15 protein-coding genes are annotated in these 16664 nt (G+C 66.6%); 9 read left to right on the forward strand and 6 right to left on the reverse strand.

The window, feature by feature from the left end:
* Nucleotides 1-116 precede the first annotated feature (116 nt).
* Nucleotides 117-2171, forward strand: coding sequence for a hypothetical protein (locus tag IT350_03580; GenBank protein MCC6157107.1), 2055 nt, complete (start codon nt 117-119; stop codon nt 2169-2171).
* Between the two features lie 162 nt (nt 2172-2333).
* Here the strand turns inward: IT350_03580 and IT350_03585 are convergent, their stop codons facing one another.
* A complete protein-coding gene (locus IT350_03585) occupies nt 2334-3317 on the reverse strand; it encodes a hypothetical protein (GenBank protein MCC6157108.1) in 984 nt (327 codons plus the stop codon).
* Between the two features lie 142 nt (nt 3318-3459).
* Here IT350_03585 and IT350_03590 point away from each other — a divergent pair, with 142 nt between their 5' ends.
* From IT350_03590 to IT350_03615, 6 genes are all read left to right on the forward strand, one after another.
* The gene (locus IT350_03590) at nt 3460-4263 is read left to right on the forward strand and encodes a ParA family protein (protein ID MCC6157109.1); all 804 of its coding nucleotides are present in this window, start codon (nt 3460-3462) and stop codon (nt 4261-4263) included.
* On the forward strand, nt 4244-4903 hold the full coding sequence (locus IT350_03595) for a hypothetical protein (protein ID MCC6157110.1): 660 nt from the start codon (nt 4244-4246) through the stop codon (nt 4901-4903). Before IT350_03590 ends, IT350_03595 begins: the two co-directional genes overlap by 20 nt.
* A 64-nt stretch (nt 4904-4967) precedes the next feature.
* Complete coding sequence (locus IT350_03600; protein ID MCC6157111.1) at nt 4968-7313, forward strand: hypothetical protein; 2346 nt, start codon at nt 4968-4970, stop codon at nt 7311-7313.
* Between the two features lie 50 nt (nt 7314-7363).
* Nucleotides 7364-8722, forward strand: a complete 1359-nt coding sequence (locus tag IT350_03605) for a hypothetical protein (protein MCC6157112.1) — start codon at nt 7364-7366, stop codon at nt 8720-8722.
* Between the two features lie 6 nt (nt 8723-8728).
* The gene (locus IT350_03610) at nt 8729-9229 is read left to right on the forward strand and encodes a GNAT family N-acetyltransferase (protein MCC6157113.1); all 501 of its coding nucleotides are present in this window, start codon (nt 8729-8731) and stop codon (nt 9227-9229) included.
* A gap of 153 nt (nt 9230-9382) precedes the next feature.
* The gene (locus IT350_03615; protein ID MCC6157114.1) at nt 9383-9781 is read left to right on the forward strand and encodes a nitrous oxide-stimulated promoter family protein; all 399 of its coding nucleotides are present in this window, start codon (nt 9383-9385) and stop codon (nt 9779-9781) included.
* Nucleotides 9782-9799: 18 nt separating this feature from the next.
* Here the strand turns inward: IT350_03615 and IT350_03620 are convergent, their stop codons facing one another.
* Both IT350_03620 and IT350_03625 read right to left on the reverse strand, forming a co-directional pair.
* Entirely contained in the window at nt 9800-11143 is a 1344-nt protein-coding gene (locus tag IT350_03620) for a DUF362 domain-containing protein (protein MCC6157115.1), read from the reverse strand.
* Nucleotides 11144-11387: 244 nt separating this feature from the next.
* On the reverse strand, nt 11388-13127 hold the full coding sequence (locus tag IT350_03625) for a hypothetical protein (GenBank protein MCC6157116.1): 1740 nt from the start codon (nt 13125-13127) through the stop codon (nt 11388-11390).
* A 314-nt stretch (nt 13128-13441) separates the two neighbouring features.
* Between IT350_03625 and IT350_03630 the strand changes: the two genes are divergently transcribed.
* The gene (locus IT350_03630; protein ID MCC6157117.1) at nt 13442-13909 is read left to right on the forward strand and encodes a hypothetical protein; all 468 of its coding nucleotides are present in this window, start codon (nt 13442-13444) and stop codon (nt 13907-13909) included.
* 11 nt (nt 13910-13920) lie between these two features.
* On the opposite strand, the gene folK is transcribed toward IT350_03630, so the two are convergent.
* The gene (folK, locus tag IT350_03635; protein ID MCC6157118.1) at nt 13921-14388 is read right to left on the reverse strand and encodes a 2-amino-4-hydroxy-6-hydroxymethyldihydropteridine diphosphokinase; all 468 of its coding nucleotides are present in this window, start codon (nt 14386-14388) and stop codon (nt 13921-13923) included.
* Between the two features lie 121 nt (nt 14389-14509).
* Between folK and IT350_03640 the strand changes: the two genes are divergently transcribed.
* Nucleotides 14510-15004 carry a thermonuclease family protein gene (locus tag IT350_03640; GenBank protein MCC6157119.1) on the forward strand — a complete coding sequence of 165 codons (495 nt, stop codon included), beginning with the start codon at nt 14510-14512 and terminating at the stop codon, nt 15002-15004.
* A gap of 7 nt (nt 15005-15011) precedes the next feature.
* On the opposite strand, the gene IT350_03645 is transcribed toward IT350_03640, so the two are convergent.
* Nucleotides 15012-16031, reverse strand: coding sequence for an iron ABC transporter permease (locus IT350_03645; protein MCC6157120.1), 1020 nt, complete (start codon nt 16029-16031; stop codon nt 15012-15014).
* Nucleotides 16028-16664: ABC transporter ATP-binding protein (locus IT350_03650; protein MCC6157121.1), on the reverse strand; the 637-nt coding region annotated here is incomplete at its 5' end. The genes IT350_03650 and IT350_03645, both read right to left, overlap by 4 nt.

Consider the following 16664-nt stretch of genomic DNA (forward strand, 5'->3'; position numbering starts at 1 on the left):
AGGGCGGGGGTCCCGCCCCTATCGCCACGCACGTCCGTTATGCTAGTTTTGAATGTCTGTTCGACGACGCAAACGTTTTGACGGGTCGTCTCGAATCGCGGATGGAGGATGTTGTCATGTCCCGCAAAGCGGCGGCGATCGCCGTCACGTTGACCGTACTGACCGCGTGCGCGGTCGTATTCTTGGCGTCGCCGAAGGATGACCTCTCGGCGGCCGATGTCTTCGCCAACGGCGCGGTCGGCCCGCACGCCATGGACCCTGTCCTGCCCGTCGTGTTGCCCGCGCCCACATGGCCGCCCCGCGTGGTGAGCGCCTTCCCCAACACGTCGTATTTCTACGCCTTCGACAAGATCTACCTGTTCGGCTACATCGACGGCACCACGTACACCCTCTACAACGCGGGCGGTTCGCCGATCCAGAGCGGCACGCTCAACGACGGTGAGCACGTTGCGTTCAACATTCTCACGGGTGTGTATCGCCTCGACGCGTCGGACCTCATCGCCGTGCTCGTGGGCAACGCCGCCAACAACATCGTCGGCTACTACGCGGTCAACGAGCATTCGCTCGCGGTGGGCAACAAGTTCTACAGCTACCAGTACGCCACCGGCGCGGATATGAAGCAGATCGCGTTCGCCTACCAGAACGGCACGACGATCCAGGCGTTCAACATGGATACCGACGTGTCGCTGGGCACGACGACCATCGACGCCGGCGAGCACTGGGTGCTCAACACCGTCGCGAGCCGCGACAAGTACATCAAGACGATCGCCAGCAAGCCGATCTCGATCCTGAACTTCAGCGACATCGGCTACGCGGTGCCCGCCTCGACGGGCCTGTTCTCGGGCAAGCTGTTCCTCGGCTACGCGGGAACCACGAGCGGCAACGCCGACGTCGTCGTGTCGAGTTTCACCGACGGCAACACCGTCACCGTGACGAACTCGACCACCAACGCGGTGATCTTCACCGGCACGCTGGCGCGCGGAGAGATGTGGCGCCAGACCTTCGTGGACATGTACTTCAAGGTCGAATCGTCGGCGAACGTGTCGGTCAACGTGGTTCCGTATATCGGCGCGGCGGGCGATTACCACTACATGTCGATCGCCTCCGACGACGTGGGCACGCGCATTGGCATCGACTTCTTCTTCACCACGGTGAACGGCCAGATCGACGTCTTCGCGTACGAAGACGCGACCAACATCACCGTCACCGACACGCGCGGCACGGTGAGCCCGGGCGACGACCTCGTGGCGTGGTCCGGCACGCTCGATCAGGGCGGCCACCAGATGGTTTCGTCCTACATGACGCAGTGGCACGTGGCCGCCGACAAGGGCGTGTCCGTGTTCACGAGCTTCGGCACGCAGGCGGGATCGGAGTTCATTCCGCTCTACGGCATCATCCTGGAGTGCGACAACGACGGCGACGGCCATGACGGCCCGCAGTGCGACGGCGACGACTGCAACGACTGGGACGACACGATCTATCCGGGCGCCGAGGAGATCAACTGCGACCGCATCGACCAGGACTGCGACGGCGAGGACCAGTGTCTGTGCGAGGGACCGGAAGACTGCGACGATGGCATCTTCTGCAACGGCGCGGAGGAGTGCGACACGCAGACCGGACTGTGCGGGCCCGGCGACTTCCCGTGTCCGGACGACGGGCTGTATTGCACCGGTCGCGAGCAGTGCAACGAGACGACGGACGCCTGCGAGCAAAAGCAGGTGCCGAATTGCCCCGATGACGGCGCGTACTGTAACGGCGACGAGATCTGCGACGACACCCTCGACATGTGCGGTCACACCGGCAATCCGTGTCCGGACGACGGCGTGTTCTGCAACGGCTACGAGGAGTGTAACGAGCTGTCCGACACGTGCGAGACGAACGTCGTCTGCGAGGACGACGGCTCGTTCTGCAACGGTGACGAGTCGTGCAACGAGGCCGAACAGACCTGCGACCACACCGGCAACCCGTGTCCCGAGGGCGAGGTGTGCGTGGAAAGCACCGATATTTGCGAAGCCCCCGAGGGCGACGACGATCTCGAACCGCCGGCCGATGACGACGAAGAAGATCCCGGCCCGACCCCCGCGGGCGAAAAGGAAGAAGACGCGGGCTGGCCCGAGGGCCAGGTCACCGGCGGTTGCTGCGGCTGTGGGGACAACGGCACGGACGACTGATCGTCATTCTAGCTGAACGATGATGGAACGGCGTCCCGCAAGGGGCGCCGTTTCTCGTCATGTGGCCCAGCCGCCCCCGGCTGTGCACGGCGTTCGCACAGCCGGGGGCGGCTGTGCCACATGCTGTCTCGCGACTTCGAAACCGAGCCGTTCCGACGGATCTTACAGATTCAGCACCTTTTGGAAGTGCTCGTAGATCTTGCGGTTCGCGTACGACGGAAACCCGATCGACGTGTAGTGCGTGAGCGGCATGAAGTGCACGGTGGGTTTGCCGTAGGTGTCGCGCGTCTTGAGCACGATCTCGCGCGGGATGATGTCGTCGATCGCGCCGTTGACCATCACGAGCCGCGCGGGATCGATCCGGTCCGCGTAGCGCGCGGGGTCCACCGGCCCGAATGCGGGTTCCACCGCGGCGCGAAGCTGCGTAGGGGCGATGTTCTCGCGTTCCATCACGGCTTCGCGCAGCTTGTACACGCGCGAGAATCCGCTCTCGGCCACGATGTCGGGCAGATGCGCGCCGGTGACGAGAAACCCCGCCGCCTCGACGCGCCCGTCGGATTCCATCGTCAGTGCGCCGATGATGCCGCCGAGGGAAATGCCCATCACGGCCGTCTTGTTCTTGTCCACGTACGGAAGCGTGTCGAGATAATCGAGGGCCCGGCGCGCGTCGATCACCGCCTGGCGGATCTGAATCGCGCTGTATTCGAGCGGCTTGTCGGGCTTGAAGAACGTCTCACGGCGGCGCAGCGCAATGACCGTGAATCCCCGCTCGGCGAAATACTCGGCGTAGGGTTTGACGATGTCGTACGGGCCTCCGGTCGGCGGCAGCAGCACGAGCGCCGGGGTCTGCCGACCTTCGTCCTTGGGCGAATAGAAGTACGCCTTCGCGTTCTTCTCCCTCATCTTCTCCATGTCGCGCGCGCGCCATTTCAGGCCGCGCTCGACGTACTTGCCGTGGTCCTTCGTCTTGCCCTCGATGATCGGCGCGATCGGATTCGCGCGGTCGTACGCGAACTCGGGGATCTCCTCGCGCGCCAGCGCCGGGGGCGACGCGGCCATCGTCCCCTCGAATCGGTACGTGGCGCAGCCGGACACGAGCACGACGGCAAGCGCGGCGACGAGCGACATTCCCGCGAAACGGCGCATGGGCGATCCCCCGAATGAGCGCGCACGTTAGCAGGGGAACGCGCCCGGCGACAACCGCTCGGAGCGCCGATTGCGTTGACACCCAAAAAACGCGCGTGATATGAAACCTGCGTCTTTCCTCTCCAGCGGGATTTTCCAACGCATGGCGGTCATTTCGATCACCAATCAAAAGGGCGGTGTCGGCAAAACCACCACCGCGATCAACCTGGGCGCCGGGCTCGCCCGCAAGGGTTTGCGCGTGCTGCTCGTCGATCTCGACGCGCAGTGCAACGCCACGCAGTTCCTGTACCGCCGCCTGGAAGACGATGAGCCCGGCGTGTGCGAAGCGCTGCTCGACGAACGTCCCCTCGCGAAAATCGTGGTCAAGACCAAGGTGGACGGGCTCGACCTCGCCCCCGCGGGCGACAGCCTGGCCAACGCCGACCTCAACCTCGCCAGCCTGATGGGACGCGAGCGCTATCTCGCGAATCTGATCGACGACAAGGCGCTGCGCGCGTACGACCACATCCTCATCGATACCGGGCCGTACCTCGGATTGCTGACGATCAACGCCTTCGTGGCTTCCGACGCGCTGATCGTGCCCGTGAGCTGCGAGTACCTGCCGCTGCTCGGGCTCAAGTTTTTGCTCGAAACCGTGGACAAGGTGAAGCGCAAGCTGCACCCCGATCTGGAGATTCTCGGATTTCTCCTGACGATGGTGGACCGCCGCGAAAAGATCACCGGCGAGGTCGAGCAGGTGATGCAGTCCCGGTTCGGCGATCGGTTGTTTCAGACCCGGATTCGGATTAATACCAAGCACAAGAGCGCGCCGCACGCCCGGGAGACGATCTTCCAGTATGAGGGTTCCGCCTCGGGGAAAGGGACGCAGGATTTTGCGGCCCTGACCGAAGAGGTGCTCGCGCGTCTTTCAGGAGGCAAGACCCGTCATGGCCAAAAAGCCCGGTAGCAAAGGCTTCGATTCCATCTTCGACGCGACCGAGACGAAATCGGCGAAGACCGCGCGCGCGCGAAAGACCGCCGCGAAAACGAGTACGCCCGCCGGCGCGCCCGCGGCACCGAGCACCGAGGCGAAGCCCGAAAACGGAAACGGCAACGGATTCGAGCCGTACGACATCGACCGCTTCTCGGTCGTCAAGACGCTGCTCAAAACGCACGAGGACGAGGTCATCTACCGCAAGTCCAAGGAAGACCGGCTGCTCATCACGGGCATTTCGCTCGTGGCGGGTGTCGCGATCGGCGCATTTCTGATCCGCGCCCTGTGCGGCGCGACGTGCACGGGAAGCTGGATCTACTCACTCCTCTTCCGGCTCTTCTTCGCCGGAATGGTCGGTCTGACCGGGTTCACCATCGCGGCGATGATGGAACTCAATCGTACGAGATTGCAGGACCTGCTCGCGATCGTGGTGAAGATTCACGAACAGTTCCGGCTCTTCGACGACGGCGTGTACGACAACTCCGGATCGGCGTTCCTGCCGAACACCTACAAGTTCGTCGGCAGCATCAACGACGACGAAACGAACTACGCCCTGCTCGTGCTGAAAGTCGCCTCGGTGGTGACGGCGGTCTTCGTCCTCTTCTTCGTCTGATCGCCGCGCAGCCGAAAACGACCGCCGGGCTCGAACGGGCGCCGGCGGTTTTCGTTTGGACGCCATGACGAATCGCGCAACGCACTCCGCTCCCTTGTCCGGCCGCGCACCGCGAGCCTTCCGATGGTGGTGCGTCGCGACGGGAATCCTCACCGCCGTTCAGATCGCACTCCCGCTCGTCGGCGTGCCGGGCTACGAAGCCGCCGAAATCCAGACGATCTGGTTCGCCACCGTCGCGGGACACCTCGCCATCGCATGGCGGCGTCATCACGCGCACACGCCCTTGCTCGCGTCGACTTCAGCCTCCGCGCTGGCGACTGCGGGGCTGTGGATCGCGTGCGTCGCGGCGGTGTTCGCCGCGGGCATCGCGCGCGGCGCGTGCGACGCCTCCCGCGACGTCTGGTGGTTTCTCGTGCTGCCCGCTCCGGCCATCGTGCTCGGCACGGCGTGGGGGGCGTTCCTGTCGTCGCTCCCAATGAGCCCGCGCCGAACGCACCTTGCCTACGTCGGCATCGTCGCCGCGCATCTCGCGTGGGAACTCGTCGGCATCCGCACGGAGGCGATGACCTTCGCCTACAACGCGCTGCTCGGCTATTTCCCGGGCCCGGTGTACGACCGCGCGGTGCGGATCACCGTGACGCTCGCCGCCTCGCGCGCCCTCGCCCTCGCCGAGGCGACCGCGCTCTTCGCACTGGCCGCTCTCATCGCGCGCCGCCGAGAAAGCCCGCCGACCCATTCGGTCGCCCCCATCGCGACGCTGTTCGCGGGTGTCGCCGCGACGATCGCGCTCGCGGTGATCGGGCCGCGCCTCGACGCCTCGACCGACCGCGCGAAAATCGATGCCACGCTCGGCGCGATTGCACGTGGGCCGAACGTAACGATGCACGTTCCCGAGGACACGCCGCCGGACGAAGCGCGCCTGTTGCTCATCGACCTGGAGCATCGGTTCTCGCGCCAGACAAAATGGCTTGGTCTGGACCATCCCGAGCCCGTTGACGCCTACTACTACCGTTCGGCGCGAGAGAAAAAGCGCCTGACCGGCGCGGGCGACACGCAGTGGGCGAGCTGCTGGAACCGCGAAATGCACATGACGGTTGAGCGTCCGCCGCACACCGTGCTCAAGCACGAGGTCGTTCACGTACTGGCCGAGCCGTGGGGTTTGCCGGGGCTCGGGTTCTCACGCGTTCTCGGTATTACCGAGGGCCTCGCCGTCGCATCCGAAGTGTGGCGCGAAGACTGGACGATCCCCGATTGGGCCGCGGCAATGAAGTCCGTCGGTCGCCTACCCGATCTCGCCGACATCTCCGGCCCGACCGGCTTCTGGCGCCTCTCCGGCACGCGCAGCTATCTCGCGTGGGGAGGATTTCTCACGTGGCTGCGCGAGCGGCATTCGACCGACGCACTCGCACGCGTGTATCGCACCGGCGACTTTAGCGAGGCATTCGGAAAGAGCCTGCGCGAGCTGGTGGACGAGTGGGAGGTGTCGCTCGACGCTATCGCCGTGCCGCCCGATCTCGGCCGCGTCGCCGCGTACCGCTTTTTTCGCCCGTCGCTCTTCGAGGGCCGCTGCGCCCGCACGGTCGGCACGCTGGAAGAAGATGGCGCTCGCGCGCTCGAGGCCGGCCGCGCGCAAAAATCCGTGCGGCTTTTCGGCGACGCACTCGACCTTTCCGGCGGCGATTCGCGCCACCGACGCGACCTCATGGCCGCGCTCGTCGCGGCACGCCGCCTGGACGAAGCCGAGCGAGAGGCGGCCGAGATCTTCGCGGCGGAGGGCTCGGAGTTTTTCGCGACGCCCGAGCCCGGCAAACCCGTGCGCGGCAACCTGCTCGCGGCCACGCAGGCCCGGCTCACGCAGGCCGCCCTCGCGTGGCGGCGCAGCGATCTCGATGCCGCCCGGCGGCTTTACGACGACGTGCGTTCGTTCGGCATGGGCGACGGCAACCGGCGCGAGGCGATCGTGGCGATTTACGCGCTCGACACCGCCTCGATCGAACCCCTACTCCGCCGGTATCTCGTCGAACCCGACGCCGAGGGCGCGCGCTGGCACGATCTGCACGCAGCGCTCGATGCGCGGCCCGACGCCGCCGTGGTGCGTTATCTGCTCGGGCGCAGGCTTTTCGGCGCGCGGCGGTTTGACGACGCGACCTCGCACCTCGACGCCGCGCTCGCGCTCGACCTGCCTGACGATGCCCTCACGCGCGAGGCGTGGCGCACGTTGGGTCGCGCGTATTACGAGGCCGGGCGGTTCGCCGACGCGGCGGTCGTGTTCTCGGAACGCCGCCCCGCGAACCTCTCCGAGGGCGCGCGCCTCGACGCCGACGAGTGGGTCGATCGTTGCCTGTTCGCCGCGGCGTTTCCTCCAACCATCCAAATCGACCTCGTCGGCGGAACCGGCGACGACGATTGACGGCACTGCCCCTTGCCGCCGCGCCGACCCTTCGATAACGTCCGACTCGCATGACGACTGAACTGTCGATCGCCCGTACGCGCGTTCGCGCCGTGTGGCTCATCGCCGCGAGCCTCGCGCTCTTCGCGTGGATCTCGCCGGCGTTCGCGTTGCTCTTCGCCGCGACAACGCTGGTCGATCGCGCCCTCGCCCACGCCGCCGCGCGCGACCGATCGCGCCGCCTGGCCGCCGTCGTGAGCGCGGTCATGAACCTCGGCGCGATCCTCGCCCTGCACAACCTGCATCGATTCGCGGACGTGCTGGCCGCGTGGCCCGGCCTGATGGGCGCGGCGCTGAACGAGGGCGGCACCATCGCGGCGCTCCCCATCGGCTGGTCGCTCCTCTTCGCGCAGAACCTCGCGCACGTGCTCGCCATCGCGGGCAGGCGCGCGACGCCGACGGAGTGCATCCTCGACCATTCGCTCGCCGCCGTGTTCTTCCCGCGCATGTGGGCGGGCCCGATGGTCGATCCCGGCGCGTTCGCGCGGAAAATTCGCACACCGGCACGGCTCGCGGGCGAGCGGCGCGGCCGCGCGATCTGGCACGGCGCGCTCGGCGCGATCAAAATCGTCGCCGTCGCCGACTACCTCGCGCTCAACATGGTGGACAAGGTCTTCGATCTGCCCACGCTATTTTCCACCACCGAGGTGATTTTCGCGCTCTTCGCGAATGCGCTCGTCTTCGCCGCGCTTTGGTCGGGCGCGTGCGACATCGCCGTCGCCGTCGGACTGCTGCTCGGTTTCGATCTTCCGGACAGCTTCGCGTCGCCCGCCATGGCGAAGGGCCCGCGCGACTACTGGCGCCGTTTTCTCGCTCCGCTCACATCCGCGCTCCGCGATGCGGTGTACAGGCCGCTCGCGGGCGGGCCCGATGCCTCGCGCATCCGGCGCGCACTCGCCGCATTCGCGCCGCCCCTGCTCGTCGGCGTCGTTGTGGGTCCGAGCGAAACCACGCTCGCCTTCGGCGCCTTCGTCGGCGCCACGCTTTTCGTGGCGATGCTGATCTCGCGCAAAAACTCGGGAGAAACACCAAGCTTCGCCGCGCGCGCGATCGGTTGGCTGCTGACGTTCCTCGCCATGACCGCCGCGTGGACGCTGTGGCGCGCGCACGATTTGCAGACCGTGTCCGACCTCGCGTCGATCCTGCCGCTCGGCATTTACGAAACGCCGAACCTGACCACGACGGTGATCGCGGTCTTCGCCGCCGCGCAGCTCGCCGCGTTCACCCCCGCGCCGTGGGTGGCGAAGATCCGCGACGGCTTCGCGCGGCTGCCGTGGCCGGTGCAGGTCGCGGCTGGACTGGTCGTCGCGTGGCTGCTATGGCGCGTGAACGCGGTGTCCGAGGTGCCTTTCGTGTATGAACGGATGTGAGGTCCGATGCCGTCGTTTTTCCCCGACCATACCGACTTGGGAATCGGCCACGCGCTCGTGACGATGCGTGCGGACGAAGTGGCCGCCGTCGCCGACATCATGATGGCGTCGGAGCCCTGGGCGAAATACGGCTACGAGCGGCGCACGATCGAGGACTTCCTTGTGGGCACGGTCGAAGCGGGCATGGCGCGCGTCGTGACGCCGACCGACGGGCCGCGCGAGGTCGTCGGCGTGGCGACGGTGCAGCCGGGCTTTCTGGGCGGGCGATATCTGGAACTGCTCGCGCTGCGCGCCGAACGTCGCGGGCGGGGCCTGGGGCGGCGTATCATCGAGGCGGTCTGCTACGAGATGCCCGTCCACATGCGCGACCTGTTCGTGCTCGTCGCGGATTCCAACGCAAAGGCGATCGCATTCTATCGCCACCTCGGTTTTCGCGACGTGGGTGACCTGCCCGGCCTCATCCGCCTCGGCAAAACCGAGCGCCTGATCTGGCTGCGGTTTCGCTGATGACGCGATCGCGATGATGACGAGGATGCGAAAGGTCGTGCTGTTCGTGCGCGAACTCACCGGTTCGTTATTTCGCGCGGCGCATTTTGACGTGCGTCAAGGCGGCACGAAGAGCGGCGCGGTACGGTGCGGGCGTGTTCAGGGAGTCCGGCGATGAGCCACGCAAATCACGCACCCACAAATTCCGCAGCGAATTCTCCAAAGTTGCCCATCCTCGTGTCCTACCGCAAGACGCCGCTCACCGCCCGTGACGAACAAAAGCTCGCGACCGACATCGGTATTCTCAGGGCATTCACGCATGTGTATTGCCGGAAGCTCCACGGCGCGAAAACGGACGACCTGTGCCCGGACTGCGCGGCGCTGCTCGGGTATTCGATCGAGCGGCGCACGCGCTGTCCCCTCGATCCCAAGCCCAAGTGCAAGGAATGCCCGGTCCACTGCTACAAGCCCGCGTTGCGCAAAAAGATGCAGGACGTCATGCGCGTCGCCGGGATGCACTTCGTCTTTCGCGGACGCGTGGACTGGCTCGTGAAGTACTTCCTCGCGTCGTAGTTCCGGAAGATCGCCGCCCTACGCCGTCACCTCAGCCTTGCGCGTGAAACGCCGCAGCGCCCGACGAATGAGCTTGTCGATGGAATATGCGACGAAGAGCACCGAATCGCGCAGGTCGAAGACCGGGTTCGGCATTTTGAAATAGAACGGCAGCGTGAACATGAGCTGCTTCGCACCGATGGGGCAGCCGCCGACGCGCCGGATCTTTCTCGCGCGGATCGTGCCCTCGACGCGCGTGCACGTGCCGATGAGAAACGCCACGCCGTCCCCCGCGTCCACATCGCCCTTGAAGACACCCGTCACGATCGCGCCCTCGCGCGCCTTCGCCACCGAGCCGGGCCGCCGCTTGTCGATGGTACCAAGGCACCCCTTCACCGCGCCCAGGCATCCGCCGTGGCACAACCGCCCGCGCACGGGATCGACGCCCGAATAAAACCGGATGGGCGACTTGAGTTTCTGGATGTCCTGGTACTCGCTTTCGTGGCCCGCCGTCGCCGCGCGCAGTTCCTCGATCTCGACGTCGCCCTCGACGCGCACGTCGCCGATCTGCCGTGGGCCGTAGCCGCGCTCCATCGCCTGCATCAGGTGCACCACCTGGTGCGGCTCGTGATGCAGCAGGCGGCAGGCGACAAGGTCCATCGCGACGGGATCGTCCGCGACGAGGATCGCGCCCATGGGAATCGGTCTCGGCGCGGACTCGAACCCCGTGCCGATCGTCACCGCGTCCACGATCACCGCGTCGGGGTAGCCCATCTCCAGCACGTCCACGACTTTTTCGTCCACGCGATCGTCGTGGTAGAGCATGCGCTCTTCGTGCGTGAGAATGCCGATGTTGAGCTTCAGCGCGCACGTGACCTGGCAGAAGATGTGGTACTTGAGCTTGGGCATCCAGATCATCGTGTCGGCCTCGGCGAGGCTCCGCGCGACCTTCATGGTCTTGTGGTGCATCGCGCGACGCAGCGGCACGGTGACCGTGGGCTCGGTGTTGAAATCCACCACGCGCGCGCCGGCCCGCGCAAGCTCGAAGTAACCCGCTTCGGCGAGAAACAGCCGCGACGGCACGCCGAAGCCGCTCGACTCGCCGACCGTCACCTCCGCCGCGCCGCCCTCGCGCGCCCAGCGGATCGCCTCGGCCACGATTTTGGGATCGGTGAACGAATCGTGGATGTACTTGCGGTTGGCCGTGACGACGTTGGGTTTGATGAGCACGCGCCCGCGCGGCCGGATGCCCAGCTCGGCGAGGCTCTCGTTCACGATCTCGCGCACGCGGTCCGGCTCGGCGGTGTTGCACCGCCGCACGATCACGCGGTACGAGCGCGGTCGCGCCAACCGTTCGTCGATCTTCGCGCGCAGGTCGGTCAAGCGATGACCCCCATGAATCGCGTTCAGGATGCGCCGCGCGCTGCCGCGCGGTCAAGTCGGGGGGCGTTACGTTGCGGCCCTCACCCCTTCCCCTCTCCCGTCATGACGGGAGAGGGGTGGAGAGCGAAGCGAGCCGGGGTGAGGGTGTCAGCGGATCCGCCAAAAAAACTATGACGGCCCAAAAACGACCCCGGGCGGCCTATCGGCCGCCCGGCGTCATCTCGTCGTTGCTCAGCGGGGCGGATCAACCGCAGCAACCGCCGTCATCGTCGTCGTCATCGTCGCCCGCGCCGCCGTCGTCGTCTGCGCCGGCATCGTCGTCACCGGAGTCGTCGTCGCCGGCGGAGTCGTCATCCGTCGCGTCGTCGTCGGTGTCGTCATCGGCCGGGGGTCCTTCGACCACGTTGAAGCTCACCTCGTCGGTATCCATGAACTCGCCATCGCCGACCGTGAGTTCGAAGGTCACCGTCCCCACGACCGTGGGCGTGAAGGTGTTGGTCTGGCCGAAGGCCGACGGCATCGTTACGGGCTCGCCCGCGATCTGCACCCACTTGTAGCTGAGCGTGTCGTTCTCGGTGTCGGTGCTGGCCGAACCGTCGAGCGTACCGATCGCACCCGCGGCCACGTCGCCGTCCGCGCCGGCGTCGGCGGTCGGCGGGCCGTTGAACAGGCCCTCATAGTGCACGCGGCCCTCGCCCATGCCCACCGCGTAAGCGTATTCCTTGCTCACGCGGTCCTCGTCCATGGCGATGAAACCGCCGCCGACCGCGCCCTCGTCGCCCATGCCCTTCACGACTTCCCACGTCTTGCCGCCGTCTTCGGTCTTGATGATCGCGCCGGTGTGCGCCGCGAACGCCACGACGCTGACGTCGCACGCCGCGAAGCCGAGGTTGCCGTCCACCATCCAGATGTCGCCGATCGCGTACGCGCCGTTGCCCATCGGCATCGGGTCGGGGATCTCGGCCTCGTTCCACGTCGCGCCGCCGTCGTCGGTGTAGCGGATCGTGTTGAGCACCTTGGCGCTGTATTCCTCGCCCGTGATGATCGCGCCGTGCTGCTCGGTGCCCATCGAGATCTTGTAGGGCAGATAGCCCATGCCCTCGGCCAGCTCGATCCACGTTTCGCCGCCGTCCTCGGTCTTGAACAGGCCCTCGCCGATCACGGGCGCTTTCGCGCCGCCTTTGCCTTCGAGCAGATCGCGCTCGTGGCGCATCAGCGCCGATCGGCGTAGCAGCACGGTTTCGGTGTATTCCGCGGGCGTCATGAAAGCCGAGATCGCTTCCTCGATCTCCTGATATCCCGTCGCCGCGAAACCGAGCTCGGGCGTCAGAAACGACAGGTCCGTGGTCCCGCCGACCTCATAGTTGAAGGGCGGCGTCACCTCGTCCCACGTCGCGCCGGCGTCGTCGGTCTTGAACAGCTTGTTGGGGTCGCCCATCAAAAAGCCGGTCATGTCGTCGATGGTTTCGATCTGCGTGAGGCCCACCGTGCCTTCCGGCCAGTCGATGTCGGCCATGTCCCAGGTCACGCCTCCGTCGGTGCTGCGCCAGATCGCGGGGCCGATCAGGAACATGCATCCCCAGCACGCCGGGAATGGATTGCTCTCGATGCAGTCCTCGGGCATGGCCATGCCGACCATCACGCCGTTGCTGGCGTCGAAAAAGTCCGTCGCCAAGTGCGTGAAGCTGTTGAACAGGATCATCGCCTGGCACGGGTCGCTCAGATCGACCTCGTCATAGCCGGTCAGGTTGACGGTTTCGCCGCCGTCGTCGGTGGTCCAGCCCCACTCAAATCCCGCCTCGCCGACCTGGTTGATGCCCAGGATGAAGGCGTGGTCGGCGTCGATGGCGCCGATGTCCATGAGCAGGGGGAACTGACCCTGATAGACGCCGCCGCCCATCGTCCAAGTCCCGGTTTGGGCCGCGTCCGCCGTTCCCGGCAGCGCGACCATAACCAACGCAATCACAAGAAGATGTCTCCACATGGCCGTTTTCTCCGTCCCAAGGTGTCGAATGCGCCACACGCACGCGGGGCGATGTAACGCCACGCCTGCGCGGCAATGCGTCGTCGCACGCTGGCGCCGACGGGGGAAAAGCGTATCCCTCCGGGCGGGCGCGTGTCAATCAAAAAGTGAATGGCGGTTCAGTCGATCACGGGGCGTGGGGCTTGCGGCTTGAGGCGTGAGGTGTTGGGTTTGAGGCTTGGGCCAAGCCTTGTGGCTCGGCCTAGCCAAACTTGTGGCCCGGCCGCCCCCGGCCGGGGATGGCTACGCCAAGGGTTTTCGATAGAATGCCGGCCATGAGCACCGAAACCGTCCCCCGCGCGGCCTATATCATCTGGGGCGCGATCTTCGCGTCGATCTTCTTCTACGCGGGCATCGCGATGGCGCTGCGCATGTCGGGCTTCGCCGAAGCCCAGGGCGCGCCGGTCGAGATGCTCATGGCCGTGCTGGGCTCGATGGCGCTGTTTGTCGGCGTGTTCTCCACGGTCGTCGTTCCGCGCATGCTCGGGCGCCTGCCGCTCATGACGTATTCCATCCTGCGCGCGGCGCTCGCCGAGTCGGTCGCTGTCTTCGGCCTCGTTCTGATGATTCTGGGCGCGCCGATCCCCGTGGGCATCGTCTTCTTCGTCGCGTCGGCGATCCTGCTGGTCATTGTCCGGCCGCGCCCGCGTGCCGCGACCGCGATCTCAGGCGCGATTTCCGGATCGATACCCGAAAAGTCCTATCAGCGAAACGAGGACGCGCGGCCGATCGTCCCCGAGTGATCCTCACGCGTTCAAGCCGGCGCACGGCGGAGCCGCTCCAGAAGTTCCCGAACCGTAAAACCCGTGCCCGGAACAACCCGGTCCGGCGCGAGTTCGGCCAGCGGAGCGAGCGCGAACGCACGCTCGGCGAGACGCGGATGCGGAATACATAGGTCGCCGTCGTCGATGATCCCGTCGCCGTAGAGCAGGATGTCGATGTCCAGGGTGCGGTCGGCCCAGCGCACGGCGCGGTCGCGCCCGGCCTCGGCCTCGATGGCGAGACACGCGGCCAGCAGGTCTCGCGGCGAGAGCGTGGTTTCGATTTCGGCCACGGCGTTCTGAAACGGGTGCGCCGCGACGCCGCCCTCGGGCGCGGTCTCGATCACGCGCGACACGCGCAACACGACAATGCCCGGCGTCTCGCCGAGTCGCCGCACGGCGAAGGCCAAATGCGCCGCCCGGTCGCCGACGCTGGACCCGAGGCCGAGGTAAGCCACCATCGCCCCGCGCGGATGTTCACCGTCCGCCATTGACCTGCCATGACCCGAGCTTGTCGCGTCGTGTCGGTTTCAGCTAAAACCTTACCGGACCTTCATCCCACATCTTATCGAGGACGCACCCATGCGCAAATCGGCGCTCGGATTCGGACTGGCCGCGCTCATCGTCGTCCTGACGCACGCGGCGGCGTTTCCCGCGGACGGCAGCTACGAGGCGACCTACAAGTCGGCCAAGGAAGGCGACATCGTCGTCATCGACAAGGGCGGCGAGGAGATCACCGTGCGCGTGTGGGGCGTGGCCTGCCCGCACAAGAAACAGCCCTACGCCAAAAAGGCGCGAAACTTCACGCAGAACATGCTCTACCAACGAACCTTCGTGGTGAAGCCGATCGCCACCGCCGAGGACGGCCTGCCATGGGTGGAACTGGTGCTCAAGGAAGGCCCGAACGTGGGGCAGGAACTCGCGCGCAAGGGTCTCGCGTGGGCGAATCCGCAGCACGCCGACCCGGCGATCAAGACGCTCGAATCCGAGGCCCGCGCGGCGAAGGAGGGGCTGTGGTCGCAGGGCAAGCCGGTGCCGCCGTGGGAATACAAGGGCATCGGCAACAAGAAAAAGTAGCCGGGGGCTACGCGCCCAGACGGTGCTTCTGACGCAGGAGCAGCACGAGAAAAAACGGGCCGCCCAGAATCGCCGTGAGCACGCCGACGGGGATCTCGGCCGACGAGTGCAGTGTGCGCGCGAAGGTGTCGCACGCGACCAGAAACGTCGCCCCCGCCAGCGCCGACGCCGGCATCAGCAACCTCTGGTCATGCCCGGTGAAAAAGCGCACGACGTGCGGCACGATGAGACCGACGAATCCGATCGGCCCCGCCGCGCTCACGACCGCGCCGGTGAGCAGCGACGCCGCGACGAAGACGCCTTTTTGCGTGCGGGGCACGTCGATGCCCTTGGCTGCGGCGGCGCGCGCACCGAAGGCGAGCAGGTTCAGGTCGCGCGCGAAAAAAAACAGCGCCGCCGCGCCGACGATCCACGCGGGCACGAGCGAGATCACGGGACGCAGGCCCACCACGTCGAGCCCGCCCATCATCCAGCGCACCATCTGCGCGCTCTCGGTGAAGTCGGCGACGAAGTGCATGAAGAGGATGAGCGCGGAGAACACAAACGAGAGCGTCACCCCCGCGAGCAGCAGCACCGACGTGGGAAACCCCTCGCGCCCGCGCGCCAGCAGGTAGATCACGAACATCGCGACGAGGCTTCCGCCGAACGCGAAGATCGGCACCGGCGTCAGGCCGAGAAACGACGCGTCGAGGCCGAGCTTGATCGCCACCACCGCGCCGAGCGCCGCGCCCGAACTGACACCCAGCGTGTATGGTTCGGCGAGCGGGTTGCGCAAAAGCGCCTGAAACGCCGCGCCCGCCATGGCGAGCGCCGCGCCCGCCAGCGCCGCGAGCAGCGCGCGCGGGATGCGCAGCATGAACAGCAGCGTGGCGTCTGGGTTCTGGTCGCGGGGGATCGACGCATCGAGCGCCCGGTGCACGTCGAGCGGTACCGAGCCGATGAGCGGGCACACCGCGATCACCACGACGAGCGCCCCGAGAAACGGCGCGAGCGTGAGCATGAATCGCGCGGGTGTCAGCGGCTTCATCGCGACACCCCCGGTTCGCGCCGGCCGGGCCATGCCGCGATGAACGGCGTGCCGTCCGGGTGTCGGGCGCGCGTGACCGCGATGCCGTACACCTCGGCGAGTCGCTCGTCGGTCAGCACTTCGGCGGGCGGACCGTCGGCGATGATCCGGCCGCGATCGAGCATCACCACACGCGGGAAATAGAGCGCCGCGAGGTTGAGGTCGTGCGTGACGACGATCGTCGTGATCGAGCGCTCGCGGTTCAGGCGGTCCAGCAGGTCGTGAATCTGCAATTGGTAGTGAAGGTCGAGCGCCGCCGTGGGTTCGTCGAGCAGCAGGATCGACGGCTCCTGGGCCAGCGCCGCGGCGATGGTCACGCGCCGCCGTTCGCCGCCCGACAGCTCGAACAGCGTGCGCTGGGCAAATAAATCGGTCTCGGTTTCGTGCATGGCCTCGCGCGCGGCGCGCTCGTCCTCTTCGTTGTCGAAGGGCCATAGGCCCTGATAGGGTCGCCGCCCCATCATCACGAATTCGGCAACGGTATAGCCGAAGACCGGCGCGAGATCCTGTGCGACGTAGGCGATATAGCGCGCCGCTTCGAGCCGGGCGTAATCGCGGGCGGGTTTTTCGAAGAGACGGACCTCGCCGCGCCGG

The organism is Deltaproteobacteria bacterium, from assembly GCA_020845895.1.
Lineage (GTDB): Bacteria > Lernaellota > Lernaellaia > JACKCT01 > JACKCT01 > JADLEX01.

Excerpts from the sequence above, each read along its gene's own strand:
- IT350_03580 (MCC6157107.1), top strand. The coding sequence starts at position 117 with ATGTCCCGCAAAGCGGCGGCGATCGCCGTCACGTTGACCGTACTGACC.
- IT350_03585 (MCC6157108.1), bottom strand. The coding sequence starts at position 3,317 with ATGCGCCGTTTCGCGGGAATGTCGCTCGTCGCCGCGCTTGCCGTCGTG.
- IT350_03590 (MCC6157109.1), top strand. The coding sequence starts at position 3,460 with ATGGCGGTCATTTCGATCACCAATCAAAAGGGCGGTGTCGGCAAAACC.
- IT350_03595 (MCC6157110.1), top strand. The coding sequence starts at position 4,244 with ATGGCCAAAAAGCCCGGTAGCAAAGGCTTCGATTCCATCTTCGACGCG.
- IT350_03600 (MCC6157111.1), top strand. The coding sequence starts at position 4,968 with ATGACGAATCGCGCAACGCACTCCGCTCCCTTGTCCGGCCGCGCACCG.
- IT350_03605 (MCC6157112.1), top strand. The coding sequence starts at position 7,364 with ATGACGACTGAACTGTCGATCGCCCGTACGCGCGTTCGCGCCGTGTGG.
- IT350_03610 (MCC6157113.1), top strand. The coding sequence starts at position 8,729 with ATGCCGTCGTTTTTCCCCGACCATACCGACTTGGGAATCGGCCACGCG.
- IT350_03615 (MCC6157114.1), top strand. The coding sequence starts at position 9,383 with ATGAGCCACGCAAATCACGCACCCACAAATTCCGCAGCGAATTCTCCA.
- IT350_03625 (MCC6157116.1), bottom strand. The coding sequence starts at position 13,127 with ATGTGGAGACATCTTCTTGTGATTGCGTTGGTTATGGTCGCGCTGCCG.
- IT350_03630 (MCC6157117.1), top strand. The coding sequence starts at position 13,442 with ATGAGCACCGAAACCGTCCCCCGCGCGGCCTATATCATCTGGGGCGCG.
- folK (MCC6157118.1), bottom strand. The coding sequence starts at position 14,388 with ATGGTGGCTTACCTCGGCCTCGGGTCCAGCGTCGGCGACCGGGCGGCG.
- IT350_03640 (MCC6157119.1), top strand. The coding sequence starts at position 14,510 with ATGCGCAAATCGGCGCTCGGATTCGGACTGGCCGCGCTCATCGTCGTC.
- IT350_03645 (MCC6157120.1), bottom strand. The coding sequence starts at position 16,031 with ATGAAGCCGCTGACACCCGCGCGATTCATGCTCACGCTCGCGCCGTTT.